This is a genomic window from Paraglaciecola sp., from assembly GCF_051252315.1.
In the GTDB taxonomy this organism is placed as follows: domain Bacteria; phylum Pseudomonadota; class Gammaproteobacteria; order Enterobacterales; family Alteromonadaceae; genus Paraglaciecola.
In genome coordinates, this window is the sequence record NZ_JBPOFP010000012.1 from 46,102 (window position 1) to 70,401 (window position 24,300).

At 40.3% G+C, this 24,300-nt stretch carries 15 protein-coding genes; 12 read left to right on the top strand and 3 right to left on the bottom strand.

Annotation, left to right across the window (positions count from 1 at the left end; translation table 11 throughout):
* The first annotated feature begins 92 nt into the window (after positions 1 to 92).
* Positions 93 to 788 (top strand): hypothetical protein, encoded by a 696-nt coding sequence (locus ACSHXM_RS03975; protein ID WP_435687433.1) that lies wholly within the window; start codon positions 93 to 95, stop codon positions 786 to 788.
* Positions 789 to 1,141: 353 nt separating this feature from the next.
* Entirely contained in the window at positions 1,142 to 2,371 is a 1,230-nt protein-coding gene (locus ACSHXM_RS03980; protein ID WP_435687434.1) for a hypothetical protein, read from the top strand.
* A 170-nt stretch (positions 2,372 to 2,541) separates the two neighbouring features.
* On the opposite strand, the gene ACSHXM_RS03985 is transcribed toward ACSHXM_RS03980, so the two are convergent.
* Both ACSHXM_RS03985 and ACSHXM_RS03990 read right to left on the bottom strand, forming a co-directional pair.
* A complete protein-coding gene (locus ACSHXM_RS03985; protein WP_435687435.1) occupies positions 2,542 to 3,321 on the bottom strand; it encodes a TSUP family transporter in 780 nt (259 codons plus the stop codon).
* Between the two features lie 186 nt (positions 3,322 to 3,507).
* Complete coding sequence (locus ACSHXM_RS03990; RefSeq protein WP_435687436.1) at positions 3,508 to 4,971, bottom strand: tryptophan halogenase family protein; 1,464 nt, start codon at positions 4,969 to 4,971, stop codon at positions 3,508 to 3,510.
* A 500-nt stretch (positions 4,972 to 5,471) separates the two neighbouring features.
* On the opposite strand from ACSHXM_RS03990, the gene ACSHXM_RS03995 reads away from it, so the two are divergent.
* From ACSHXM_RS03995 to rlmD, 10 genes are all read left to right on the top strand, one after another.
* Entirely contained in the window at positions 5,472 to 7,022 is a 1,551-nt protein-coding gene (locus tag ACSHXM_RS03995) for a sulfatase-like hydrolase/transferase (RefSeq protein WP_435687437.1), read from the top strand.
* A gap of 19 nt (positions 7,023 to 7,041) precedes the next feature.
* Positions 7,042 to 8,499: a sulfatase-like hydrolase/transferase gene (locus ACSHXM_RS04000; RefSeq protein WP_435687438.1), complete on the top strand. Its 1,458-nt coding sequence runs from the start codon at positions 7,042 to 7,044 to the stop codon at positions 8,497 to 8,499.
* A 449-nt stretch (positions 8,500 to 8,948) separates the two neighbouring features.
* Positions 8,949 to 12,806, top strand: coding sequence for a TonB-dependent receptor domain-containing protein (locus ACSHXM_RS04005; protein ID WP_435687439.1), 3,858 nt, complete (start codon positions 8,949 to 8,951; stop codon positions 12,804 to 12,806).
* Between the two features lie 83 nt (positions 12,807 to 12,889).
* A complete protein-coding gene (locus ACSHXM_RS04010; protein WP_435687440.1) occupies positions 12,890 to 14,755 on the top strand; it encodes an Ig-like domain-containing protein in 1,866 nt (621 codons plus the stop codon).
* A 74-nt stretch (positions 14,756 to 14,829) separates the two neighbouring features.
* On the top strand, positions 14,830 to 15,564 hold the full coding sequence (locus tag ACSHXM_RS04015) for a hypothetical protein (RefSeq protein WP_435687441.1): 735 nt from the start codon (positions 14,830 to 14,832) through the stop codon (positions 15,562 to 15,564).
* A 188-nt stretch (positions 15,565 to 15,752) separates the two neighbouring features.
* Positions 15,753 to 16,904 (top strand): mandelate racemase/muconate lactonizing enzyme family protein, encoded by a 1,152-nt coding sequence (locus ACSHXM_RS04020; RefSeq protein WP_435687442.1) that lies wholly within the window; start codon positions 15,753 to 15,755, stop codon positions 16,902 to 16,904.
* Positions 16,904 to 18,337, top strand: coding sequence for an aldehyde dehydrogenase family protein (locus ACSHXM_RS04025; RefSeq protein WP_435687443.1), 1,434 nt, complete (start codon positions 16,904 to 16,906; stop codon positions 18,335 to 18,337). Before ACSHXM_RS04020 ends, ACSHXM_RS04025 begins: the two co-directional genes overlap by 1 nt.
* 14 nt (positions 18,338 to 18,351) lie before the next feature.
* Complete coding sequence (locus ACSHXM_RS04030; RefSeq protein ID WP_435687444.1) at positions 18,352 to 19,806, top strand: sulfatase-like hydrolase/transferase; 1,455 nt, start codon at positions 18,352 to 18,354, stop codon at positions 19,804 to 19,806.
* Positions 19,807 to 19,969: 163 nt separating this feature from the next.
* Positions 19,970 to 21,844: a CRTAC1 family protein gene (locus ACSHXM_RS04035; protein WP_435687445.1), complete on the top strand. Its 1,875-nt coding sequence runs from the start codon at positions 19,970 to 19,972 to the stop codon at positions 21,842 to 21,844.
* Between the two features lie 133 nt (positions 21,845 to 21,977).
* Positions 21,978 to 23,342 carry a 23S rRNA (uracil(1939)-C(5))-methyltransferase RlmD gene (gene rlmD, locus ACSHXM_RS04040; RefSeq protein WP_435687446.1) on the top strand — a complete coding sequence of 455 codons (1,365 nt, stop codon included), beginning with the start codon at positions 21,978 to 21,980 and terminating at the stop codon, positions 23,340 to 23,342.
* Between the two features lie 73 nt (positions 23,343 to 23,415).
* Here rlmD and ACSHXM_RS04045 read toward each other — a convergent pair.
* Positions 23,416 to 24,300 (bottom strand): HD-GYP domain-containing protein (locus ACSHXM_RS04045; protein ID WP_435687447.1); only part of this gene is annotated, 885 nt, incomplete at its 5' end.

Here is a 24,300-nt window from a genome sequence, read left to right on the forward strand (position 1 = left end):
AGCCTTAAACTTCTGATTTGAATATTTCATGTAATTAGGTACTTTATTAAGACTATTAATTTTTAGGGTTTCTTACACAAGGATGATTTACGATGATTTTTACTAAATTTACTCGCAATGTTAAAGCCCAAAATTGGTTAGGTGTTGTTTTAGATTTTTTGGTGGTGGTCATAGGTATTTTTGTTGGCTTGCAAGCGGCAGATTGGAATCAGTCTCGTTTAGACAAAGAAGAAGAAAAGTATCATCTTCAATTTTTATATGAAGAACTGGTGCAAAATGAAAAGGATTACCTTGAAGAGTTAAAGGGGATACAAGGCACTCTTGATAAAAGTTTTTTAACGAGTCAGCTATTAACACAAGATTCGTGGGATCAAGAACAACGAAAACAGTTTGGCCAGAGCCTTTTTGCGCTTTTTAGTTTTTGGGGAAAAACTTTTAGGCCTGTATCACTTCGTCGAATGGTGGATGACGGAAAGTTAGATTTAGTAGCATCAAAACCCTTACAAAAGGCTATTCTAAAATTTGAAAATGCGTATTTAGAGGCGATTAAGCAAACCAATTATTCACAGGGCATGTCTAAGGTTATTACACCAAAAATTTCTGCGTCAATAAAATTTGTAGGAATGAATATTGTAAGCACAAATGACGCTTTACTTGATAGTTCCGTACTTCGCAGCAGTGTACGAGACAAAGCTATACTGCAACGCATTCAATTAGATACCTTAAACTCTTTGCAAAAAGAGCGAATTAAGCTGATTACTGTTTTAAAAGATGTGGTGTCTTTATAATGTATTATTTAAAAGCAAGTTCAGGGTAAATAAAACATGTAAGGTATTCAACTCAAAGTAACTTTGTTACATTTATTCCAAATATTCAACGAAATAGTCAAAATGTTATTAGAGGGAATCGAGACCTTATTAGTGTTGGCGCAAGAGTCGACCATGAGTCGTACAGGTAGCCAGTTTTGTTTCGGTCACGCTATTAGTTTTCACTGTCGCCCATAGTTATTGATCTGCGGTGTAAAAATGCTTAACGACTTTATTACACCGTGGACTAAAAATATTTAAGTTACGCTTATGTTTTGCGTGTTAATAAACGTGTCATTTCATTGATCATTATATTTCGAATAAAAGGATTTAACTTGAAAAAAATAATACTATTTTGTCTTCTTACTTCTGCTTTTGTGTTCGCAGAAAAGGTCGATCTGAAACAGGTTCTTATAGAAGCTGTGAAAATAGATAATCAAATAAAAGAACAGACGAAAGACAAAAGTTTAGTTGAGAAAATTTTATTTATTGAAAACTTTGCGAAAGAGTATTCTAACAACCCCATTGTTTTAGATTTAATCATGCAAGAGCTTAGTGCTGTGTACTCTTTTGCTGGTTCACATAGAAAAACATTAATTGCTAGAGATGCAACAGTTGAAATCGACACTTCAGGCTTTGAGAATTTAACCGGCTATCAAGAAAAAGACGCTGTTGTAGAAATTTTAGAGCGCGCCAAAAATCATCAAATTGTTATGGTAAATGAAGCCCATGATATTGCACAACACCGAGTGTTAACTTATAGGCTACTCCAAGGCTTGTGGAAACAAGGATATCGTTATTTCGCTGCAGAGACGTTAACCCCCATGTCTTCAGAACAAATTGATAAAGGTTTTATTACTTCCCAGGTAGGGTATTACACAGATGAAGCTTTGCATGCAAACCTAGTGTTAAAAGCAAAGGAAATAGGTTTTGAAGTCGTTTCATATGATCAACACAAACCAAGCGTAATGAACACTACTGATGAACGTGAAACTCACTCGGCGCTGACCATTAAAGAAAAGGTATTTGATAAAGATCCGAGTGCAAAAATTGTTATTCATGTTGGCTACTCCCATATAAATGAAGAAAAATGGTTAGCAAGTAAACTTAAAAACATTACCAAGCTAGAGACTCTAACTATTGACCAAACTACACGAATAGAACGAAGCCAAGTTAAATATGAACATCCAACCTATACGAATGTTGTTAAAAGTGTGAACTACCGGAAGCCTTTTATTTTTGTAAAAGGCAATGAAGTTTGGAGCTCTGATAATAAGTGGGACATATCTGTTTTTTGGCCAAGAACTCGATACCTTAATGGACGTGCGGAGTGGGCCACTTTGAATAGAAAGCCATACATATCAGCGTCGAAGCATTGCAAAAACTTGTACCCGTGTATGATTGAAGTGTTTAAATTTAATCAGCCATATGAAGTGCCCTTAGATAGAGTCATAATATCGTCTAAATCCGAACCAAAGGCCGTATTCTTATCTCAAGGGGGTAATACTCTTGTAGTCAGTGATGGTCGTGGAAATCAGATTGCAAAAATCACCTTACAAAATTAAAGGTAGCTACCAATGGCGTTTGGGTCTAATAAGGCTGCCACGTAGTACGTGTATGACATTTTAGAATCTTACAGTTGGGATCGTTTCAATCTCTATTCATAATACCCTAGCTATTTTGCCGCTCTGTCTATACTCATAATATCGCTCAACAAGTTATCAATCAAAAAGAGTTAAAAATTTAATAAATCTATTTGCAGATAATGTTCCGCAGCTAGCTTTAACGCCATAATCGAAGATATAGTGATAACCATGGGGCGGATCATTTTTTGTCCTTTAGTGATGACCATTCTGGCACCTACTTGAGCACCAATAAAACTGCCGATTGCCATAACAATCCCCACTTTCCAAAGGATCAAGTCAGCAATAATGAACATACAAAGTGCACCAATATTTGAGGTGAAGTTCAGCACTTTAGTGTGTGCGGTTGCATGCACAATACTCATGCGCATCATAGTGACATAAGCCACCATATACAGAGCGCCAGCGCCCGGGCCAAAGAAACCATCGTAAAAACCAATACCCGTGCCAAATACCAAAGCGAAACAAGCTTCAGATATTTTTGCTTTGCCGGTTTGATTGGTCATAGGAGGAGCAAAAATAAAATACGCTGAGATGGCCAATAGTAATATTGGGATAAGCCCTTTGAGTGCTTGATTATCTATGAATTGAATCAACAAAGATGCACATGCCGAACCAATAAAAGTAAAACCAATGGCCACGCGCATCTTACTAATACTCACTAAGCCATTTTTTATGAAATATAAACTAGACGAGAAACTGGCAAAAGCTCCTTGTAACTTATTGGTGGCAAGTGTTTGTGCTGGTGGAATTCCTGCGGCAAGTAAAGCGGGTACCGTAATTAAACCGCCACCACCGGCAATTGAGTCTACCCATCCAGCAATGGCAGCAACGAGAAATAATAAAGCTAAGACTTCTAAAGATAATTCCATTCTTTTCCCATTAACTGTGAATATACCGATGGCGGCAAATTTAACAGTATGTATAGAGCTTATACAGCGAAAAAGTAGAATTTAACTCATTCTTATTTGGAATGGGTTGGGCTGGCTTACGTTACTAAGTAAGCCTGCTTTATCAAACAGGCTTTATTTACAAGTTCATATACAAGCTTAAAAAAGTCAGCTTATTTTTTTGAGGTATTCTGCATGACTAGGCAATTGATTGACCTTCGCATTTATGTCGTTTTCTATATTGTCTAAGAACTCTTTTAATTCTTTTTCAGGTAACTCGTCTGCTAATGGGTGGTGTTGTTCTGGGATCAAACCTTGACCAATCATCACTTGTAACCAAGAGTCGACAAATATCTCGTTCTTGTTTTGTACAAAACGCCCGGTTTTCTGAAACAAATCCATTCTTCTGCGAAGTGAACTTGGGATTTGCATATTTTTACAAAACTTCCAAAAATCTGAATCTTCTCGTTCTGTTTGGCAATAATGTAAGATAATGAAATCTTTGATTTCGTTGTAATCGTTGGTCATATAGTCGTTATATTCGGCTACTTCTAGATCGTTGATACCATACGTAGGGAAATATTTAACCAGTTGCATAATGCCTTGCTGGATAATATGAATTGCAGTTGATTCAAGCGGTTCAATAAACCCACTGGCTAAACCTAATGCTACACAGTTTTTATTCCAAAGTTTTTCTCTATAGCCCGTTTTAAATTTGATTTTTCGGGTGGGGGTCAGGCTTTTTCCTTCAACACTTGATTGCAAAATTTCTTCAGCTTCATCATCAGACATATATTGGCTGGAATAAACAATACCGTTGCCCATGCGGTGCTGCAGAGGGATCCTCCACTGCCAGCCTGCATGATGTGCGATAGACCTGGTAAAAGGCGCTGGATCTTCAGTGAGTTCTGTTTGAACGGTAATGGCTGAATCCATAGGCAACCAGTGAGATAGGTCAACAAAAGGCGTTTTTAGGGTTTCATTGATTAATAAACCTTTAAAACCAGAACAATCCACAAAAAAGTCACCCGTTACCACAGTGCCATTTTGTAGCTCTAGTGACGAAATATATCCCTTGTCGTTCTGGCAATTAACTTTCTCAACTTTGCCTTCGACTCTGGTGACACCATTTTTGATTGCTTCTTGTTTAAGCATTTTTGCATATAAACTGGCATCTATATGGTACGCAAAGTTCAGGCCTTTATCGTCATGGGCAAACTTATGCATTTCAGCTGCTTTAGCTTCAAGATTATAGTCACTGAATGGTTTGCTAATACCTAAGGTTTTTCCTCGACTCCAGTACTCATGAAAACCAGCAGCCCACATGCCAAAACCTGTTGTGCCAAATGCATGGAAGTAACTGTGATCTTTTTTCTGCCAGTTTTCGAATTGAATGCCTAACTTAAAACTACCTGAGGTGTTTTTTACAAAATTTGAGGAGTTACAACCTAATAAATCATTAAAGAAATGTAGACTCGGTATCGTCGCTTCACCTACCCCAATAGTGCCAATTTCATCTGACTCGACTAAAGTAATATCTAACTTAGTCAAAGATTTAGATAAAACAGCTGCTGCCATCCAGCCAGCTGTTCCACCACCTAAAATGACAACCTTTTGTATTTCTTTACCCATGATCTTCTCTTTAGATTTAATAACGTTATTCACCAAGGACATTAATTCTTAGCTAATACACTCATGAAATGAGTGTACCTTAAAAATTGTACATTGTTTACAATTTGCTGATTTACGACTCACAGTGTCTATAAGTTAATAGATAACGTATGACAAGAATACATTTTTGTTTAATCTCGTTTTTACTTTCAAATAATTCCACTTCAACATGGCTAGTAGGTAATTGCTTAGTAACGATGATTGCAAAATGCTTTTACTCTGCGTGCAATCATTCCTTTGGTGGCTGATGTTAAAGCATCGTTTGAGATTTGTTGTGATTCTGGTTGTAATTTTTGTTGTAATTCATAAACATCATATGTTTAAATAGGTGTTATCTGGTGGGATCAAGTGCCATAGGTAGATTGATAACGGTCATTTGTATTTAGGCTTAAGGTATCAACCTAAACACGTATATGTACCATAATAAAAAATAGTGGTTAATTAGAATTGAGGCGTACAACATGGTTTCAAAATTATTAAAAGGCTCTTTCGTATCATTATGCTTACTGAGCCAACTGGCTTGTAATGCTCAGGTGACAAGTCCAAAGCAAGTGTTAAACAAAAAGCCTAATGTATTGGTTTTAATGTTTGATGATATGCGTTTTGACACCTTTTCGTATCGAGGTGGTCCTGTTAATACGCCCAACATTGATGCCTTAGCCGCTGAGTCAGTACGTTTTAATAATGCAATGACCACAACAGGTTTATGTTCACCTTCTCGTGCAGCAATGTACACGGGACGCTGGGGACATAAAACAGGATTAGACGACAATGTTGAGTTGTACCACACGCGTATCGCAGAGCTTGATCCAAAAGAAGGCGGACTGATCCGCAGAGCATCTGATGCTGGTTATCTAGTCGGTCATGTTGGTAAATGGCATCTTGGTGCCCGTGGCACAGAAATGCGCGGAGCAGAAATTGATTTGGGGCATGGACATGAGCCACGTGAACGTTTTAGCCGTGTGTATACGCCTTACGCAAAAATTCCACAAGTGGAAGGGTATTACCAAGGCAAGTTAGACAAGGGCAACGAAAAACACGAATATTTTCGTACACTAGATGGCACCTACCAAGACACCAACGCTTATAAAAAAGTGGTGCATGGTCAAGCTATGATCAAAAAAATGGCACAAGATGATCGTCCATTTTTTGGCATCGTAAGTTTTAATCAACCTCATCCTGCTTATCGCGTTCCTGAGCCATATGCCAGCATGTATGACCCAGCCAGCTTAGAATTGCCGGGTAACCATTTGGCCAAACGTGTGAATAAACCGTTAGCTCAAGATGGAATTTGGTGGCCTTGGCATGATGTAGGTCACATGAGTGATATGGATTGGCGTAAATCACGTGCATTTTATTACGGTGCAATCGCTATGGTAGATCGAATTATAGGTGACCTAATTAATACCGCTAAAGAAGCAGGGGTCTATGACGATTTACATATAGTGTTAGTCGGCGATCAAGGCAGTATGTTGGGCGAGCATGGTTTATATGACAAAGGTCCTTATGCCTATGACGAGTTGATGCGTATGCCTTTATTGATCCGTAATCCACAAGTGGCACCTAAAACAATTAATCGTCAGGTGTCTATGCTGGATATCACACCGACACTGGCTGAATTAATGGCATTAAAAAGTGATGGTGACGTAGATGGGCATACTCTTAAACCACTAATGGAACAAGGTGATAAGGCCGAAGATGGACAGCCTGATGCAGCACTTTATGCCTACGAATGGTACAACGGTTCTTGGTTTGGTATTCGTGCTATTCGTACGCCAGAGTATAAATTTGTATGGAATCCAGGCGACAACCGAGATGAATTTTACGACCTGACAAAAGATCCGTTAGAGATAACTAACTTAATAAAAGATAAGGCTTACAAAAAGCAGAAAGCTGAAATGGTGGCTTTACTCAAATCTGAGTTAGCTAGAGTGGAAGATCCCTCACTAAAAATGTTAAACCATCATGCAAAAGCCTATTTAACAGACAAACAACCTAAACAAGCACACTAGTATATTTGGAAATATGAACATGATTAAACAAACGTTAATTAAATCTGTATGTGCCTTGTCGGTGCTCTTGGCCAGCGCAGCATGTGTTAGCAAACCTGCAGAAAGGCCCAATATATTGGTGATTTTAACCGATGATATGGGATATGCCGATGTTGGCTTTAATGGCAGTACTGATATCAAAACGCCAAATCTAGATGAGTTGGCTGCTAACGGAACTATCGTTAAGTCTGCTTACAATGCTCACCCATTCTGTGGGCCAAGTCGCGCAGGTATTATGACAGGCCGGTATCCTCATAAATTTGGCTCTCAATTTAATTTACCTAGAGTAAGTCGCTCTGGTGGTTTAGGCATTCCTATTGAAGAAACCTATATCAGTAAAGTACTACAGGATTCTGGATATTATACTGGCGCCATAGGCAAATGGCATTTAGGTGAAGAGTCAGATTATCATCCAAATAATCGCGGATTTGATGAGTTTTATGGCTTCTTAAATGGTGGCCATGATTATTTCCCAGAAAAGTTTGTTCCAGCCTATGCAAGGCAAAAAAAGCAAGGGCTCGATCACGCTATATTCGGCTATTTGCGACCATTAGAAAGAAATGGCAAAGAGGTGCAAGAAACAGAATACGTGACAGATGGCTTATCCCGAGAAGCTGTTAATTTTATTCAAAAAGCCGGAGAGGATAAAGCCAATCCTTTCTTTTTATATGTTGCTTACAATGCGCCTCATACACCTATGCAGGCCAAAGCTGAGGATATGGCGCAGTTTCCAGAAATTAAAGATAAGAAGCGTAAAACCTATGCAGGAATGGTGTACGCCGTAGATCGTGGTGTTAAACGTATGGTTGAATCACTCAAGGCGACGGGACAGTACGACAATACATTAATCGTGTTTTTCAGTGATAATGGTGGTAAGCCTAAGACTGGCGCTGATAACTCACCGCTAAGTGGCCGCAAAGGAGACGTATTAGAAGGCGGTTACCGAACCCCTATGTTTTTCCATTGGCCGCAAAAAATCCCAGCGGGCCAAGTGTTTAGCCACCCAGTTTCAACTTTAGACCTATATCCAACATTCTCTAGTTTGGCCCATGCTGACATTCCAAAAATTAAAAAACTAGATGGTAAGGATATTTTTAATAGCCTAGTGGAAAACACCAGTCCTAGACCCGGTGAAATGATCTATGCAGTACGTCATCGATATGGTTTTTCTGAAGCGGCTGCTCGTCAAGACAACTGGAAAATAATAAAACGAGACAAAGAATGGCAGTTATTTGATGTTGATAAAGATCCAGCTGAAAAGTTTAATTTGGCAGCTAAACACCCCTTCTTAGTGCGAGAAATGGTGGCTGAAATGGAAGTGTGGAGTTGGAGTAATGTGCAACCCAAATGGTTCCATATTCATAAAGAGGGGACTCAATGGCGAGAAAAAGCCATGCCTAGGTACCACGAAACCTTTAGTTTAGAGCAGCAAAATTAAATAATCTCTAAATTAAACCTGCAAATGAAGCAGCCTTATAGGCTGCTTTTTTATTTCATATACTGCTACCAATTATTTACTGTATTTGGTTTTACTCCTAAAACACTACCCGATCCATACTCTTTAATAACTCTCAGTTGTGGGTGTTTTTTTGCACCAAAGAGACTTAAATTGCACTAATAGAAATTATTTATGTTAAATCTCTGTTATTAAAGTATTGCAAATGCAAACATCATATGTTTATATTGATTTAATTAATCGGGAAATCAATGTTTAACTTAACGGATCTTTAATGTTGATCCTTAATTTAGAAACTAAGCTTTGAACATTTTCCTATTATTTGAAGTTCGTAAACACAAAAACACAGACGCCGCTTAGGCGGAATTATAGGTATACGGGATTAACTACACCGAATACCAAGACAAATGATTTGAACGTGGAGAGACCACATGAAGTACAACTTTAAACTAAATGCAATATCAGCGGGTGTGATTGCGTCATGTATGGCTTTGCCATTAATGGCTCAAGAAGTTGCCTCGCAATCCAATGCATCTGCTCCAGAAGCGACAGATGATATTGAAATTATCGAAGTTTCTGGATTTAAAACCAGTTTACAAAAAGCAATTAACGCAAAACGTTTTGCTGAATCGGTATCAGACTCAATCCACGCTGAAGACGTGGGTAAATCAACAGATCAAAACATTGCTGACGCACTATCTCGTGTAACAGGTATTTCTGTACAAGAGTCAGATGGTGAAGGTACACGTATCTCTATTCGTGGTACTAACCCAGCAATGAACCAAATTTCAATGAATGGTGTAGCTTTGACAGGAGGCCTAAGTAGCGATACAGGCTCTCAAGACAATAGTGTTGATTTAAGTACTTTCTCTGCTGATATTTTGTCTTCAATTGATGTGGTTAAAACAGCTTCAGCTGATCAAGATGAGGGCTCACTGGGTGGCAGCGTTCAATTAAGATCTGTGAAACCTCTTGGATTAAATTCCAATAGACGCTCCTTCACCGTGGAACAGCGCGTCAATGAATTTTCTGATGAACAAGATAGTCGTTTAGTGGGAAGTTTTTCACATAAGTTGTTCGATGATTCTTTTGGTTTCATAATCACCGCGTCACATGATAATCAAAAAACACGTTCAGACCGTATCAACACTGATTTTGCAAGCGGAGCTTGGCAGTTTGATGACTGGGGTTCAGGTTCACGTAATGCCACAGACTTGAATGGCAACCAAATTCGTATCGCGCCTTTCCAACGTATTAACGCTAGTACAACTGGTGATGTATTTGACCAAAACGGTAACTCCGTAACTTATTTAGACGATTCTGGCTCACTCATTGGCGACCTTGCAAACCAAGTCATTTACGATGGAAACGGTAAAGCACTATATGATATTCCAGCAGGTTTAAATCCTGAAAGTATGCCAGAAGGTCAAACATTACATTATGGTGACTTATGGGCCGGAGCAAGGGATTTTGTAGGGTTTAACTTAAATACCAATGAACGTAAACGTACGTCAATTAGTACTGGTTTTCAGTGGCGTCCAACTGACACTTTAGATATCCAGCTTGATATTACTAAAACTCAACAGGACTTACATACCGATAATCAAGGTTTACGTTTAAACCTGACTGACATTGCCTCATTGGTACCGGAAACTGACGAACACGTTATTGACTTGTCGACTAATACAGTTGAAAAGATGACAGGTCGTCGTTTTACCGGCGTATTTAACCGCCAATCTGGTCTTAGAGAAATTGATACTGATGTTGTGTCATTTACTGTTGATTATGACATTACCGATAATTTAAGTATGAATTTTATTGCCGGATACTCTAAAACAACAGACGAAACACCAGACGGCGGTGATAACCAAAATGTGGTCATGAACACTGCTCAGTGGGGAACTGCGGGTAAAGATGTTGTCATGGGTATGCCTGTGGAAGATTATGAGAAAGTCGGATACGACTGTACTAGAGGCAGTTTGGCAGATTGTAGTTATCTAACTGGGTCTACTGTTGGTGTATTTGATGCTTTAGACGGTTCAGCCATTGATGTACGTAGCCGTTTCAACCCTTATGATCTGCAGCATAACCACCTTGGCGGTTTTACTTTCCGAAATAACAAATCGTTAGATGAGAACAAGTCTTTATTCTTAGACTTTGAATACTCACTAGACAGTGACTACATCACCTCAATTGAGTTTGGTGGTAAATACGCTGAACGTTTAAGAGATATTCAAATTAGTAATGTTCGTATTGAAAATGCGAACGGTATTGCCACGTCAGATGAAGACGATGGCAGTGCAAATACTGAAGGACCGAGAGGCTTCGCTGACATCAATGTCATAGATATATTGTCTGGAGAAGCATTTCCTTACGATAATTTTGGTGAAGACATTCAGTCGGATCGCAGCACCCCCTTCTTTAACGGTTGGCCTATGTTGAGCCATGAAAAGGCACTTTCCCTTATCACTGGTGAGAATGCGGGTGACTTTAATCCTCGTGTGGATATTGGCCAAACCCGTAAAATAGAAGTGGACACTAAAGCTGTATATTTAAAAGTGAATTTTGAAGCTTTAGATGGCGCGTTAACAGGTAACATTGGTGTTCGTTACGTTGAAGACGCAAGACAAGCCACTGGTGTAGGCGGCATCAACTACATGCGCCAACCTTGGATTGTTGATCCATATGAGTTGTTGGTTGAACGTAACTTAACCGATGAAAATAATCCTGCTTGCCCAGAACCTGTTTGGCAAAACCTAGGCACAAACGGTAATTTGGACTGGCGTAATTCCCCAGCAAATGCTGATGAATTCCAAGATTGTTATGCATGGCAAGTGGCAACCGCATACAACTTTAACAATATGCCTTTAACACAGTTAAATGGTAGCCCTTGGAGGGGAGCTGGTGCCTTTGATGCGACAACCAGTACCTTACCGGCAGATTTATCTGACCCTCAAGCAAACCGTATTGTTTGGATGAATTTTGATGACAATGGCCGCCCAACGACCATAAATAGATCACTTGCAATTGAAGACATGCCAGTGATTGATGCCAGCGGCAATGTTGTTCCAACCGCTGCTAACCAGTGGTTACGTTTTGGTTTCACTAACGCGGGTATTCGCCCAGTTAGCCCTTTTGTTAGCCGTCATACAAGTACCTGGACAACGAATGTGGATGGTACCGACTTGTATGATATTCATGGTGATAAAGTATGGCAACGTATTGGTTTTGTAACTAACACGGCCAAGGTTGAAGCTTTGTTACCGAGCATTAATATTAACTACGCTGTAAACGATGAGTTTATTGTCCGTTTTGCTTCAAGTAAAACCATGACCCGACCAAACTATGATTCACTGAATCCGCGTACACAAATTAACGAAGGTGGTCCTTGGGATCCTGCAAACGGAACGGCTGGTAATACCGGTCTTGAATTCTTGGAGTCGACTAACTTAGATACCTCTTTTGAGTGGTACTTCAGTGAAGACGGTATGGTGTCATTGGCGTTATTCAACAAAGATATGAAAAACTTTGAAGAAACCGTCAGCACGCCTTTCCACTATAAAGATCGTAAAACGGATTATGAGCTGCAAAGTGCCGATTTGTTATTAGAGTTCGATCCTAATCGTACGCCAGATGGCTCTGAAGATGGCTGTCACGCAGAGCGTTATCCTGCTGGTTGGGTATCCGAATGGAGCATCCAATGTGATGTCGCTAATATTAACGTTGTGAAAAATGGTCAGGGATCGAGTGTAACCGGTGCAGAGTTCTCCTACACCGATAATTACGATTTCTTGCCAGGCTTGGGCGCTAGCCTTAACTACACCTATCAAGAATCAGAGCGTGATGCGGAAGAAATTGGTACCACTGGCAACTTCCAGCAAGGCATAGCTATGCCATTTACCCCTAAACACTCAGGTAACGTAACCGTATTCTGGGAAAAGGATGACTATATGGTAAGACTTGCACACAGATATAACGGTGTTCAAGTTGTGAACTCAGGGATCCAAGGTGGTGTAATTTGGCAAGACGAAACCAATCGCTTGGATTTAAGCTCAAGCTATAAATTAACTAAGAACATCAGTTTAACCTTTAATGCTATCAACTTAACCGATGATACGCGTCGTCATTTCTACACCTTTGATAACGCAACCAATGCGTTAGATAACAATGACCAGACGGTTGTACTGGATGAAGGTGATGCACAAAACGAAAGTGTTGTGTCCTCTCGTACAGTAGCAGCATTTAAGTCGGGGCGTCAGTACCGTATAGGTATTCGAGGCACCTTCTAATTCAGCCTAATTAGTTATTTTAAGTTTTAGCATTAAATTGAGCAGTGGAAACACTGCTCCTTATTAAAAATTGGAGAAGTAAGATGAAACACAACTTACTATTGAAAACGGCAGTCGCAGGTGCAGTCATAACTGCACTTAGCGCTTGTTCAGATGTTGAAAAAGGGTATGACCCTGAAATTAACGCTTCTAACCCTGTAGAGATTACCCAAGGTGAATCCTTTACGGCAACATTAACGGAAGATTCAGGTATACAAAGCGTTAATTTGGTTGACGGTGTTCAAATAGGTGGAGCAAACGCCACTGACTTTGCTGGCACAATCAGAATTACTCAAATGGAGTTTGCTGCGGATCAAAACTTTATCACCCCAGAAACAGATTCAAATTCAAGTTTAGTATCAAGTGCTAAAGTATCCCCGTTTTGGCTGGCAGAAGATGGACGTACTTTAGTGGTTGATACGGATAAATTTTCGGAAAGCTTACGTTTTTGCGATAACACAGATGTACGTGGAGGTCCCCAAACGGCTGATGGTGCTCCAACACCTGACGGTAACTCAGACTTCCCAAATACTGTGGTCTACACCATTTCTTATGAAATCAATAATGGTTATAACTACGCTCCGGGAACTGAAATTCCCCGTCGTACGTTGCAGTTGCAAATTGATGCTGCTACTGACCCTGTTACTACAGTTGCTATTGCAAATGTAAGCGTACCGGCTGGCGGCTCAGTCGCCGCTGTTGCACAAACAGCACCTGTGTATGCTTGTAATAGCGCTATTACTTATTCAGTAGCAGACACTTCTGTGGCGACAGTAGATGCTGATACTGGTTTGGTGACGGGTGTTGCTCGTGGCACAACAACTATCACAGCGACAAGTGTTGATGGTGGTCATAGCGAAACTGCTGATGTAACGGTGACCGCTGGGTTTACTCTTGATATTACAAATGGTGATATGGACGAGTTAGGTGCCTTGACCGGTACCAAGTCTATTCCTGAGTGTGTTCGCACAGGACTTGTGGTAGAGCCAACATTGCATATAGAAGGTGAATCATTCACTGGAGATTACACTTATGATTGGACGTCATCGGATGGTGCCATCGCAGTTGAACAAGAAGTATCAAGAGGATTTGGCGGTACAGCTATTTTAGCTCCTGCAAATGAGGGTGATACTGCAACATTAACTGCGGCATACGGTTCAGGATACACGGCTGGCGTTGCAGCTGGTGATATTGATGGGAAAACGGTTGATGTCACGGTTGTGAATAACATCGCCTGTGATACTGAAAACCCTGCTGATGCCACTCCTTATGATTTTAGTCATGGCTTCGAAAGTGACACTATGATCAATGGTATTCATATCAAGGTTAGTTCTGCCAATAATTCAACCCGATGGATACCAACTGGCAGTATGAGCACAGTTTCCCCAGCGTTAGGTGAAGGGTTTGGTGGTTCTAATGCAATGAAGATAACCGTTGTTGATGCTGACAATGGCGGGGCTGATGTACCTGCAAATGGTGGTATTGGCACGTTATTGCAGCGCTGGAATTCAAGCACAGGTAGCTGGACAGCCAGTAATTTTGGTAGACCTACAGCCATAGGTAAAACTTTTGAATTTTCAGTCTGGGTGAAGTTAAGTACCTTAAGTGAAGAAGGGCAAGATAGAACCATCACTAACTTTATGTTTCCATGGAAAACCGCTGATGATGCGACTTATCACAGTATTCCTGAATACAACAGCTGGGGGCGTCGAAATGCACCATTCAACATGCAATTGACTAAAACCTTAGTAAACACTACTGAATGGCAGTTGGTTGAATTAGGAGAATTCACTATTCCAGAAGATTGGACTGGGTTGCCTCAGCCGATTAAGTATAACTTCCATTTTGAAGGTGGGTTTGCAGACGGCGACGAAATCTTATTAGAAGATCTAGCTGTAATTGAAAAATAAGGCTTTCAATATTTGAGCTTGTATTAAAAGGTCTGCAATTGCAGACCTTTTTTGTTTAAAAAGAGGTAAGCCCAATGAAGTTATTAAAGTCCTTTGTTTTTGTCATTGTCGCGGTTTTACTTTTGTCCAAATCGGCTTTGGCTAATGAAGACAAAATTATCGAATTGGTTGTTCAAGACAAAATTGGATTTGAAGAAGTGCCTGTCGTCCAGGTTGAAGTTCAAGTCAGTAAAACTCGTGAGTTACATGTAGCAGTGGTTAATCTGAATGGTTGGAAAACCGTCAAAAAGACGCAAAAACGAATTAAGCAATCAGGCAAGTTTCACTTTGAAGTGCCCATAGATAATTTAGAACCAGGTAAATACCGCGTTGATACTTATTTAGCTCCGCGCAGGAAAGGTTGGGCTGATCGTATTACCGAGCCAACTCGCCGTAACTTAGTGGTAATGAATCAAGCAACAACACCAAAAAAATCGGTGTTTAGTAAAGAAGATAAAGTTAGAAAAGTCACTTTTCCTAAAACAGTTGTGGGTAATGAAAGTATTGCGTTAAAAGTAAAATACGATATTACCGAACCAAGAGATTTGCATATCAAATTGCTAGACAGCGGAAATTGGAAAGAGTTTGGTGCGCTTAAATTTCCAGTAAATAAAACAGGTGAAGTCAATGTGCCGCTTAGCAATATGACCGATGATTTTCCAGCTAGCAAATATGCGTGGGTGGTTTATTTGTCGACGAAAGAGAACTCAGTTCCCTTAAGTAAAAAACAAGGCAAACATTTTGAGCTTATTGTCAAAGAGTCACCTTAAGTATCCTGAGTTCAGGTTAAGTAACGCACATTGGGGCGTTTTTTGATCAATAGCAATAATCAGTATTGTTAACAATTTGGTCGGAAAAACATTGCTTTATTAAACATCATATGTTTATATTGGTGGTATAAATTTAAAGTGCTACACAGAATGTTAGGTTTTGTACCACTAATTAGGTCGAATTAAATATGAAAATAGAATGTATTAAAACACATCATCTTCGTTGTCATTTAGACAAACCTTTTGGTTTTTCTCAGTGGTCATATGATCAGCGCAATGTATTAGCGATTGAAGTTATCGCAGATAATGGTGTATCTGGGTGGGGCGAATGTTATGGCCCGGCAGATGTTATCCAAGCAGCTGTTGAAAAATTCTATGCTCCAAGAATTATTGGTTTAGATGCTTTGTCTACCGATATGATCTGGCATCACATGTGGCGTTCGTCTTTAGATTTTGCACGTTCTGGTGTGATGATGTCCGGCATGTCGGGTATTGATATGGCTTTATGGGATCTAAAAGGTAAAGCATTAGGGTTAAGTGTTAGTCAATTAATGGGTGGCCAGCTGCGTGACAAGGTGCCTTGTTATGCTACCGGTATGTATTATCAAGATTTACCAGAAGATGAATTATTACCTGCACTCGTTGAAGAAGGTGTGGCGTATGCCAATGAAGGGTTTAAAGCGATGAAAATCAAAGTGGGTAAAAACCCTGACTTTGATGAAAAATTCATTGTGGCCTTACGCAAAGCGTTACCCAATACCATACTGGCGGCTGATTCTAACCACGCTTTCGATTTACCAGAAGCAATTCGTATAGCTAAGGTCTTAGAAGACAATAATTACGCATGGTTTGAAGAACCTCTTTCTCCTGAACATCCTAATTTATTCCGCCAATTGCATGAAAAAACCAATGTACCAATTGCTACCGGTGAATGTGAACAAACGCGTTACGGCTTTCAAAAATTGATTGAAGCGGGCGGAGTGCAATTGGTTCAAGCAGATTTAGCCTATTGTGGTGGGCCCAGCGAAGCGTTAAAAATTCGTGCAATAGCTTCTGCTAATGGTTTGAACATGATCCCACATGTTTGGGGAACACAGCTAAACTTAGCAGCGGCAACTCACTTTTTAGCTACGGGTTATGCAGAGCCAGGCCGAGCTGAAGAACAAAAGTTATTCTTAGAATACGATAGAACAGAAAATCAACTGAGAGACAATTTGTATTCAGTTGAAGTTGAAGTTAAAAATGGTGAAGCCATAGTGCCCACCGCGCCGGGTCTTGGCGTACAAATTGACCTGGATGCTTTGAAAGATTATGACGTATGTGCGACGGAAACTAAATAATGAATACAGAATATAAAATGTTGATCAATGGTGAGCTGGTGAGTTCACCTAAAACCTTTGAGGTACTCAATCCAGCCACTGGAAAAGTTCTGGCTAACGTACCCGACATGTCTCCAGAACAAGTTAACGATGTATTAGTAGGGGCAAAATCAGGTTTTGATGTCTGGTCTAAAATGTCGCTGAATGATCGCGAATCTTTGATCATGGAATACTCGACATTATTGGAGAAAAACAAAGATCAAATTATTGATTTGTTGATTGCTGAAACCGGTAAACCTTTAGACAATGCCGAATACGACTTTGGCATGTTAATTACCTGTTTAAAATATTTCGTCGAAGAAGCTAAACGTATTGAACAGCCGGTCATTGTTGATCCCGACGGACGTTTCCATCACTACATACAACGCCAATCACTAGGTGTGGTGGTGAGTTATTTAGCGTGGAACTTCCCGTTACTTAACTTAGGTTACAAGCTAGGTCCTGCTTTGGCTTCAGGTTGTAGCGCTATCGTTAAACCTTCGCAAGTGACACCTCTTGCAACACTATTATGCGCCTCACTCGCCTCTCAAGTCGGTTTTCCGGCAGGCGTGATCAATGTCATTTCAAGTGATGACTACGATGTGACAAATCCCTTATTAACCAGTGATATTCCATCTATGTTCACTATGATTGGCTCCACAGCGTCTGGTGTGTACTGCATGCAAACAGCTTGCACAAGTGTGAAACATTTCTCAGTTGAATTAGGCGGTAACGCACCTGTTATTGTTTATGACGACGCTGATGTAAATAAAGCTGCGACCAATATAGTTGATTTAAAATACGCTAATTCAGGCCAAGTGTGTGTGTCTCCTAATCGTTGTTTTGTACATGAATCTGTATACGACGAATTTATTGCTACAGCAAAAACGCACGCTCAAGGTTTAACCTTAGCCGTTGGTCGTGCTGAAGGTCGCATCATGGGACCACTAAGCAGTGAGAAAGAACGAGCAAGCATTTTAGCTCGGGTTGATGCAGCGGTTGCCGCTGGGGCTAAAATAGAAATGGGGGGCTGTATTCCCGCATCTCATCCAGATGGTTTCTTTATGGAACCGACTATTTTGTCAAATGTGGATCTCGATATGGAGATTGTCAGTGATGAAATTTTTGGTCCAGTGTTAGCCGTTATTCCTTTTTCTGATCAAGACGACATTATTGCCCTTGCCAATGATTGTGAATATGGCTTAAGTGCATACGTTTATACCACTAACTTAAAGCGTGGTTTACAAGCAGCCTCAGACATTCAAGCTGGCAGTGTGTGTGTTAACGAAGTGCATTATTCGGTGCAATTACCACACGGTGGATTAAAACAAAGTGGTGTGGGTAAAGACTGTTCTAAATACAGTATGAGCGAATACTTCACTAATAAACGTGTGTCGATTTTAGTTAACGATTAGTTAAAGGTGCTGTGATGAACTTATCTTTTAATACGCTTTTTAAATGTTTTTCAGTGGCTACAATATTATTGTTGTCACTGTCTGCTCAAGGAGCCAAAAAGCCTAATATTGTATTGTTGTTTTCAGACGATGCTGGGTTTGCTGATTTTGGTTTTCAAGGCAGTCAGGTCATGATAACGCCAAACTTAGATAAACTCGCTGCTCAAGGTGTGAGGTTTGAACAAGGTTATGTGTCTGATCCTACATGTGGTCCTTCACGGGCTGGACTGATTACAGGGCGCTATCAACAACGTTTTGGTTTTGAAGAAAATAACGTGCCGGGTTACATGAGTGATAACTCTGCGGCAGATGGTTATGACATGGGTATACCTGTTGACCAAGCCACCATAGGTGATTACCTACAACAACAAGGTTATGCCACGGCTTTTTATGGTAAGTGGCACGTGGGTGGAGCGGATAAATTTCATCCTACCAAACGTGGCTTTGATGAGTTTTATGGATTTAGAGGCGGTGCTCGTAGTTATTACCCTTACGAGGATGGCAAAAAACCTGCTCACCAGTTGGATTGGCTAGAGCGTGGTTTTGGTCAGATGCAAGAACATCAAGGTTATTTAACCGATGTGTTGGCTGCCGAAGCGAATAATTTTATGGAACGTCAAGTTAAACAAGACAAACCTTTTTTTGCTTTCATGTCATTTAATGCTGTGCATACGCCTATGGAAGCAGATCCTGCGGATTTGGCTAAATTTCCGAAGTTAAAAGGCCATAGAAAAACCGTTGCAGCTATGACGTTAGCTCTAGACCGAGCGTCTGGAGCAATTATGGATAAACTCACCGAGTTAGGCGTTGCCGACAATACCATAGTCGTGTTTACCAATGACAATGGTGGCCCGACTGATAAAAATGCGTCTGATAATGCACCGTTAAGTGGCTCTAAGTCGAACCATCTTGAAGGCGGAGTACGTGTACCTTACGTGATTAAGTGGCCTGGCAAAGTGAAAGCCGGTGAGACTTATCCCTATCCAGTAAGTACCTTAGATTTATTACCTACCTTTTTTGCCGCAGCGGGTGGCGATTTAACCCCCATTTCCAACCTTGATGGCGTGGACTTGTTGCCTTATTTGAATGGTTCAAAAACCGGTCGTCCGCACCAAGAGTTATATTGGAAAAAAGATACACGTGCTGCTTTACGTATGGGTGATTGGAAATTGATCCGGTTTCCAGACCGCCCAGCCGAGTTGTATCACATCACCAGTGACATTCAAGAAGTACACAACATGGCCAGTGAACAGCCAGCGTTAGTGCGTGATATGTTCAAAAAAATATTTGCTTGGGAATCGACTTTAGAAAGACCCCGTTGGTTATTAAAACGTAAGTTTGAAAACTATGATATTGAGCGAATGGATATCTATCGCAAACCTTTGGCCGATCGCAAAACAGATAATAATAAGGTCACACCCAAACCCTAGTTCGGGTGTGGTAATGCCAAGGTGCGAAGCCAAAAAGTACTAGCATCTTTTTTTTGCAGCGTGCCGGGTTTCAAAATCAAAAGCGTGACAGCAAGCAAACCCAAGTAACTATTCATCAGATTAATTAGACCAATTCTGTTGGCAACTTTTAGGAGTTTTTCTTATGGCACGTTTTAAACTGTCAGTTATTTCATCGGCAGTATTAACCCTAGGTTTCTTTACCAGTTGCATGGTTAATTCTTCTAGTTCTAAAAACGAGGGTCAAGCGTATTCACCTTCGTTTGTTGAAGCCTTTGCTGATTTTAAGCGAGAAGAGAAAAACTTGCGTCAATGGGATACCGCTGTCGTTGCTGATCTAGACCAAGATGGCTACCCAGATTTGTTATTAAACGACCATGGTTTTGCCATGCGCGTGATGTGGAATAACAAAGGTAAATTTAGTTTTCCTTACGACATTATCATGGGTGACATGCATGGCATATCTGTAGGTGATTTTAACCAAGATGGCCAGCTGGATATTATTGTGTCTCGTGGCGGTGGTTCAGGTGCTAATGCTCGAAACTCAAAAATAATTTCAGTAAGTAAAGATCGAAAATTTACACCTTTGGCTAATTTTGTTGTGCCTTTAGAGCTGATGCGCGGGCGTACTGTTAAGTTTGTTGATTTAGACAAAGACGGTGATTTAGATTTACTTAACTTCGCTTTTCCTTCCAAAGAGAAAAAAGGCCAAAGTGAAAACTACATCTATAAAAACAATGGCGAAGGTCAAATGGTGTTAGAGAGTACTATTGCCCCTTCTCAACAAAATGGCCAAAAAACCTTAATCACAGATTTTAATCAAGACAATATTCCAGACATGGTGGTATATGGTCACGGTTCAGCTAAGGCTTACTTAGGCAATGGCGATTTGAGCTTTAAGGATGTAACTCGCTCTGTATTACCTAACATTAAACATGTGACTGGAGTGGCAGAAATTGACTATGACAATGACGGCGACATGGACTTATTTGTAACACGTGGTGAAGAATTTTATGCCGGTGAAACTTTTTATGAGCAAGAAACTAAAACCTGGGGATTCTTTACTAAAAGAGGGAAATTCGATTTTCCAGGTCTAACTGTGGGCGATATCTTAAATGTCGAGAACCTACAATCACAATGGCCTAACAAAGATTTATACGTAGGTGAGTCGGCATATGATTATGCCTTTCCTGGTGAAAACCATTCAGGCAGAGACATTCGATTATTAAACAGTGACGCTTTAGGTTTTGCTGAAACCATGGATAAAAAAGGGACTTACGTTGGTTATGTGGGAAATCGTCAATGGCGCATAGCGGGTGATATGTGGTCTCCATCTACCGGGATTGTGCATGGTGTTTTGTCCTATAAAGCTTCAGAACATAAACCTGGGTTAGCCGATGTGTTATTAGAAAACCGCCGAGGTAAATTTGTTGATGTGACTGCTAAACAAGGTTTGTTAGCTAAACAACACTCAACAGGTTTGGCTGTGGCAGATCTAGACAACAATGGTTACCAAGATTTAGTCGTACGCCATAGAGGAAACTTAGTCAGTGAAAATACGTCTACCGTATATTTAAATACAGGTAAGGGATTCAAGCTATCGCAAAACCATGGGGTCACTACACCTGAGTTAGGTGCTATAGGTATGAGTATTCAGCCTATCGATTACAACCTTGATGGTTTAGTAGATTTGGTGATTGGTAATGAAAGAGGCAAATGGCATTTGTTTAAAAATACTGCTGAATCTGTTGGTGATTATGTCACCTTGGATTTTAGTGAGTATGTGAGTAGCCAACCTTCTGCCTTAGGCGCTAGTGTAAGTGTTACCGCCTGTGACAATACACAAACCCAACGAATTGGAGCAACAGGAGCCAACTATTCTTTGAGTTTTAATCCATTGCTGCATGTTGGTTTAGGTCAGTGTAAACAACCGGTTAAAGTGCAAGTGACTTGGTCTGATGGTAGTCAATCCAGACAGACTATTTCTAAGGTTAATCAACAAATTAAGATCAAACGTTAATTTAAGTATGGAATTGGTATAAATCACAGTGGGGGCCATTATTTTCAATAGAAATGAGCTAATCCCAACTGTGATTATTTTTCCAATGAAATGATATAATGCTTCTCAAACCTATTACCCAAATAGAAACCCATTGAGAAAACGTTCTATATCTTATAATCAATCCGGCTCTTCTAGTCGCGTTAACAACAAATCTCGCCGTAAAAAGGTGTCTCAGCCAATTGGGCCTGTAAGATCATTTCATATTGATGGCCTCACCCATGAAGCAAAAGGCGTAGCACGTGCTGATGGAAAGGTTACTTTTATCGCCGGAGCTTTACCTAACGAAACGGTCAAAGCACATGTGGTTAAGTCTAATCGTCGATATGACGAAGCTAAGTTAGTTGAAATTGAACAAATTAGTGAACATAGAGTCAGCCCTCCTTGTCCTCACTACGACGAATGTGGAGGTTGTAGCTTTCAGCATTTAAGCGTAGAACAACAAAGAGTTTCCAAGATGTCTTGGTTACAAGGGCAACTTCGAAAAGTGTGTTCGCCAGAGCAGATAACCACACTAGCGGATTCTGCCTTTGAATATCGTCGACGAGCGCGACTTTCTGTGCGAGTTGTGGAAGGTAAATTGTTGTTAGGTTTTCGTGGACAATCGAGCCAACAAATCGTTTCTATCGATAATTGCATAGTGCTTACTCCGTTATTACAGCAAACTTTTAAGGCGTTAAAGTCAGCGTTTAAGATAGGGGAAATGGAAGATCCAATTGCTGCCAAACTAGGCCATATTGAGTTATTGGAAGATGACAAAGGTGTGTCTGTGTTGTTTCGTCTTACTGATAATTTGAATTCTGATAATCAAACAAAATGGCAGTTATGGGCACAGCAAAATAAGCTAGAGCTCTATTGGCAACACCAGAACGAAAGTCGAGCCCAGGTGTCTCAATCTGCAAAACGGGACTACCAAGTTGATGGGTTAAGCTTGAGTTATCACCCACAGGACTTTATTCAAGTTAACGCTGCCATGAATACTAAAATGGTAGAACAAGCTCTAGCTTGGTTAGCGCCTGCTCAAGACGACGTTATCTTAGATTTGTTTTGTGGCGTGGGGAATTTTTCATTGCCTTTGGCCAAACGTGCTAAACAGGTGGTTGGGGTTGAAGTGCAAGCGAGTATGGTTGAGGCCGGTAGGTTAAACGCCGAATCCAATCAATTGACTAATTTATCTTTTATCGCCGCAGATTTAACCCAAACAGCGCATAAAGAGATTAGTGGGTTAGGGGTGACCAAAGTGTTATTGGATCCACCAAGAGCAGGAGCGTATGAGTTTTTACCTAGTCTAGTTAAATTAAAACCAAAACAAATTTTATATGTCTCTTGTGATGCGGCAACCTTAGCTCGTGATGCAGAATACCTGCTAGAACATAGATACAAAGTTGACCGCGCTGGCATGATGGACATGTTTCCACAAACCGCACATATTGAAACCATGTTGTTGTTTACTAAATAACCTAAGCTCGGGATAGGCCGAGCCTCTCGATAACGCTCTTTTTGTGCCTGGCGGCGTTGGATTTGTTGTCGGGTTATTTAGTTAATACCGCTGCCATGCCTGTGTTGAACGCTCGCATCCATTTGGTACAAAATTGTCCTTTGGCGATACGATTGATTTCAATCACTGCTTTTTTCTTAGGGCGTTGATTATGCCCTTCATGGGCTCTAGCATGTGTGATGGCGTCAAATGTATCCAATATGGCAAGTAGTTTTGCCCCATCACAAATATCAGCTTCTTTAATGCCCAATGGATACCCTGAACCATCTATACGTTCGTGGTGCTGCATAACTATTTTTCTGGCTTCATTCCATTGATTCAAATTTTCTAATAAGCGGGCACTTTTGTATACATGAGAACGCATTAAGTTAAACTCATTGTCGGCTAATTTTTCTTGTTTATGCAGTATTTCAATTGGCATAAACGCCATGCCAAAATCATGCATGTAACAAGCAACCGCTAATTGAACTTCATTAACAGGTGAACCAGCAATTTTATTAATGTAGCCGGCTAATTTAGCAATTCTGTCTCCACGACCTTCCCAATACATAGAACGTTTTTCGATGGGCTTCATTAACTCTCTAAAAAATACTAAATCTATTCGTTCTTGTTCTGTTGTAGATTTGGGTATACCGGTTGTAGCAATACTGGCCGGAGCTTCAGATGGCGAATCAGCTGTATCGTTATCATCATCTAACCCTAAGTCTAAACTTGGATCTAATAACAAAACTGCTTCACCTAACAATCGTTCATGTTTATCTGAATTGTCGGGCGTAATACGTTTAATTTGGGTAACTAGCTGAGAAAATAGTTCTTCGTCGTATTCTGCTTGCCCATTTTGAATACAGCTTTGGACAAATATTTTTACTCTATCCATTGTGAGCAATACTAAGTCGCTCATGTTACTGGTGTATAGAAT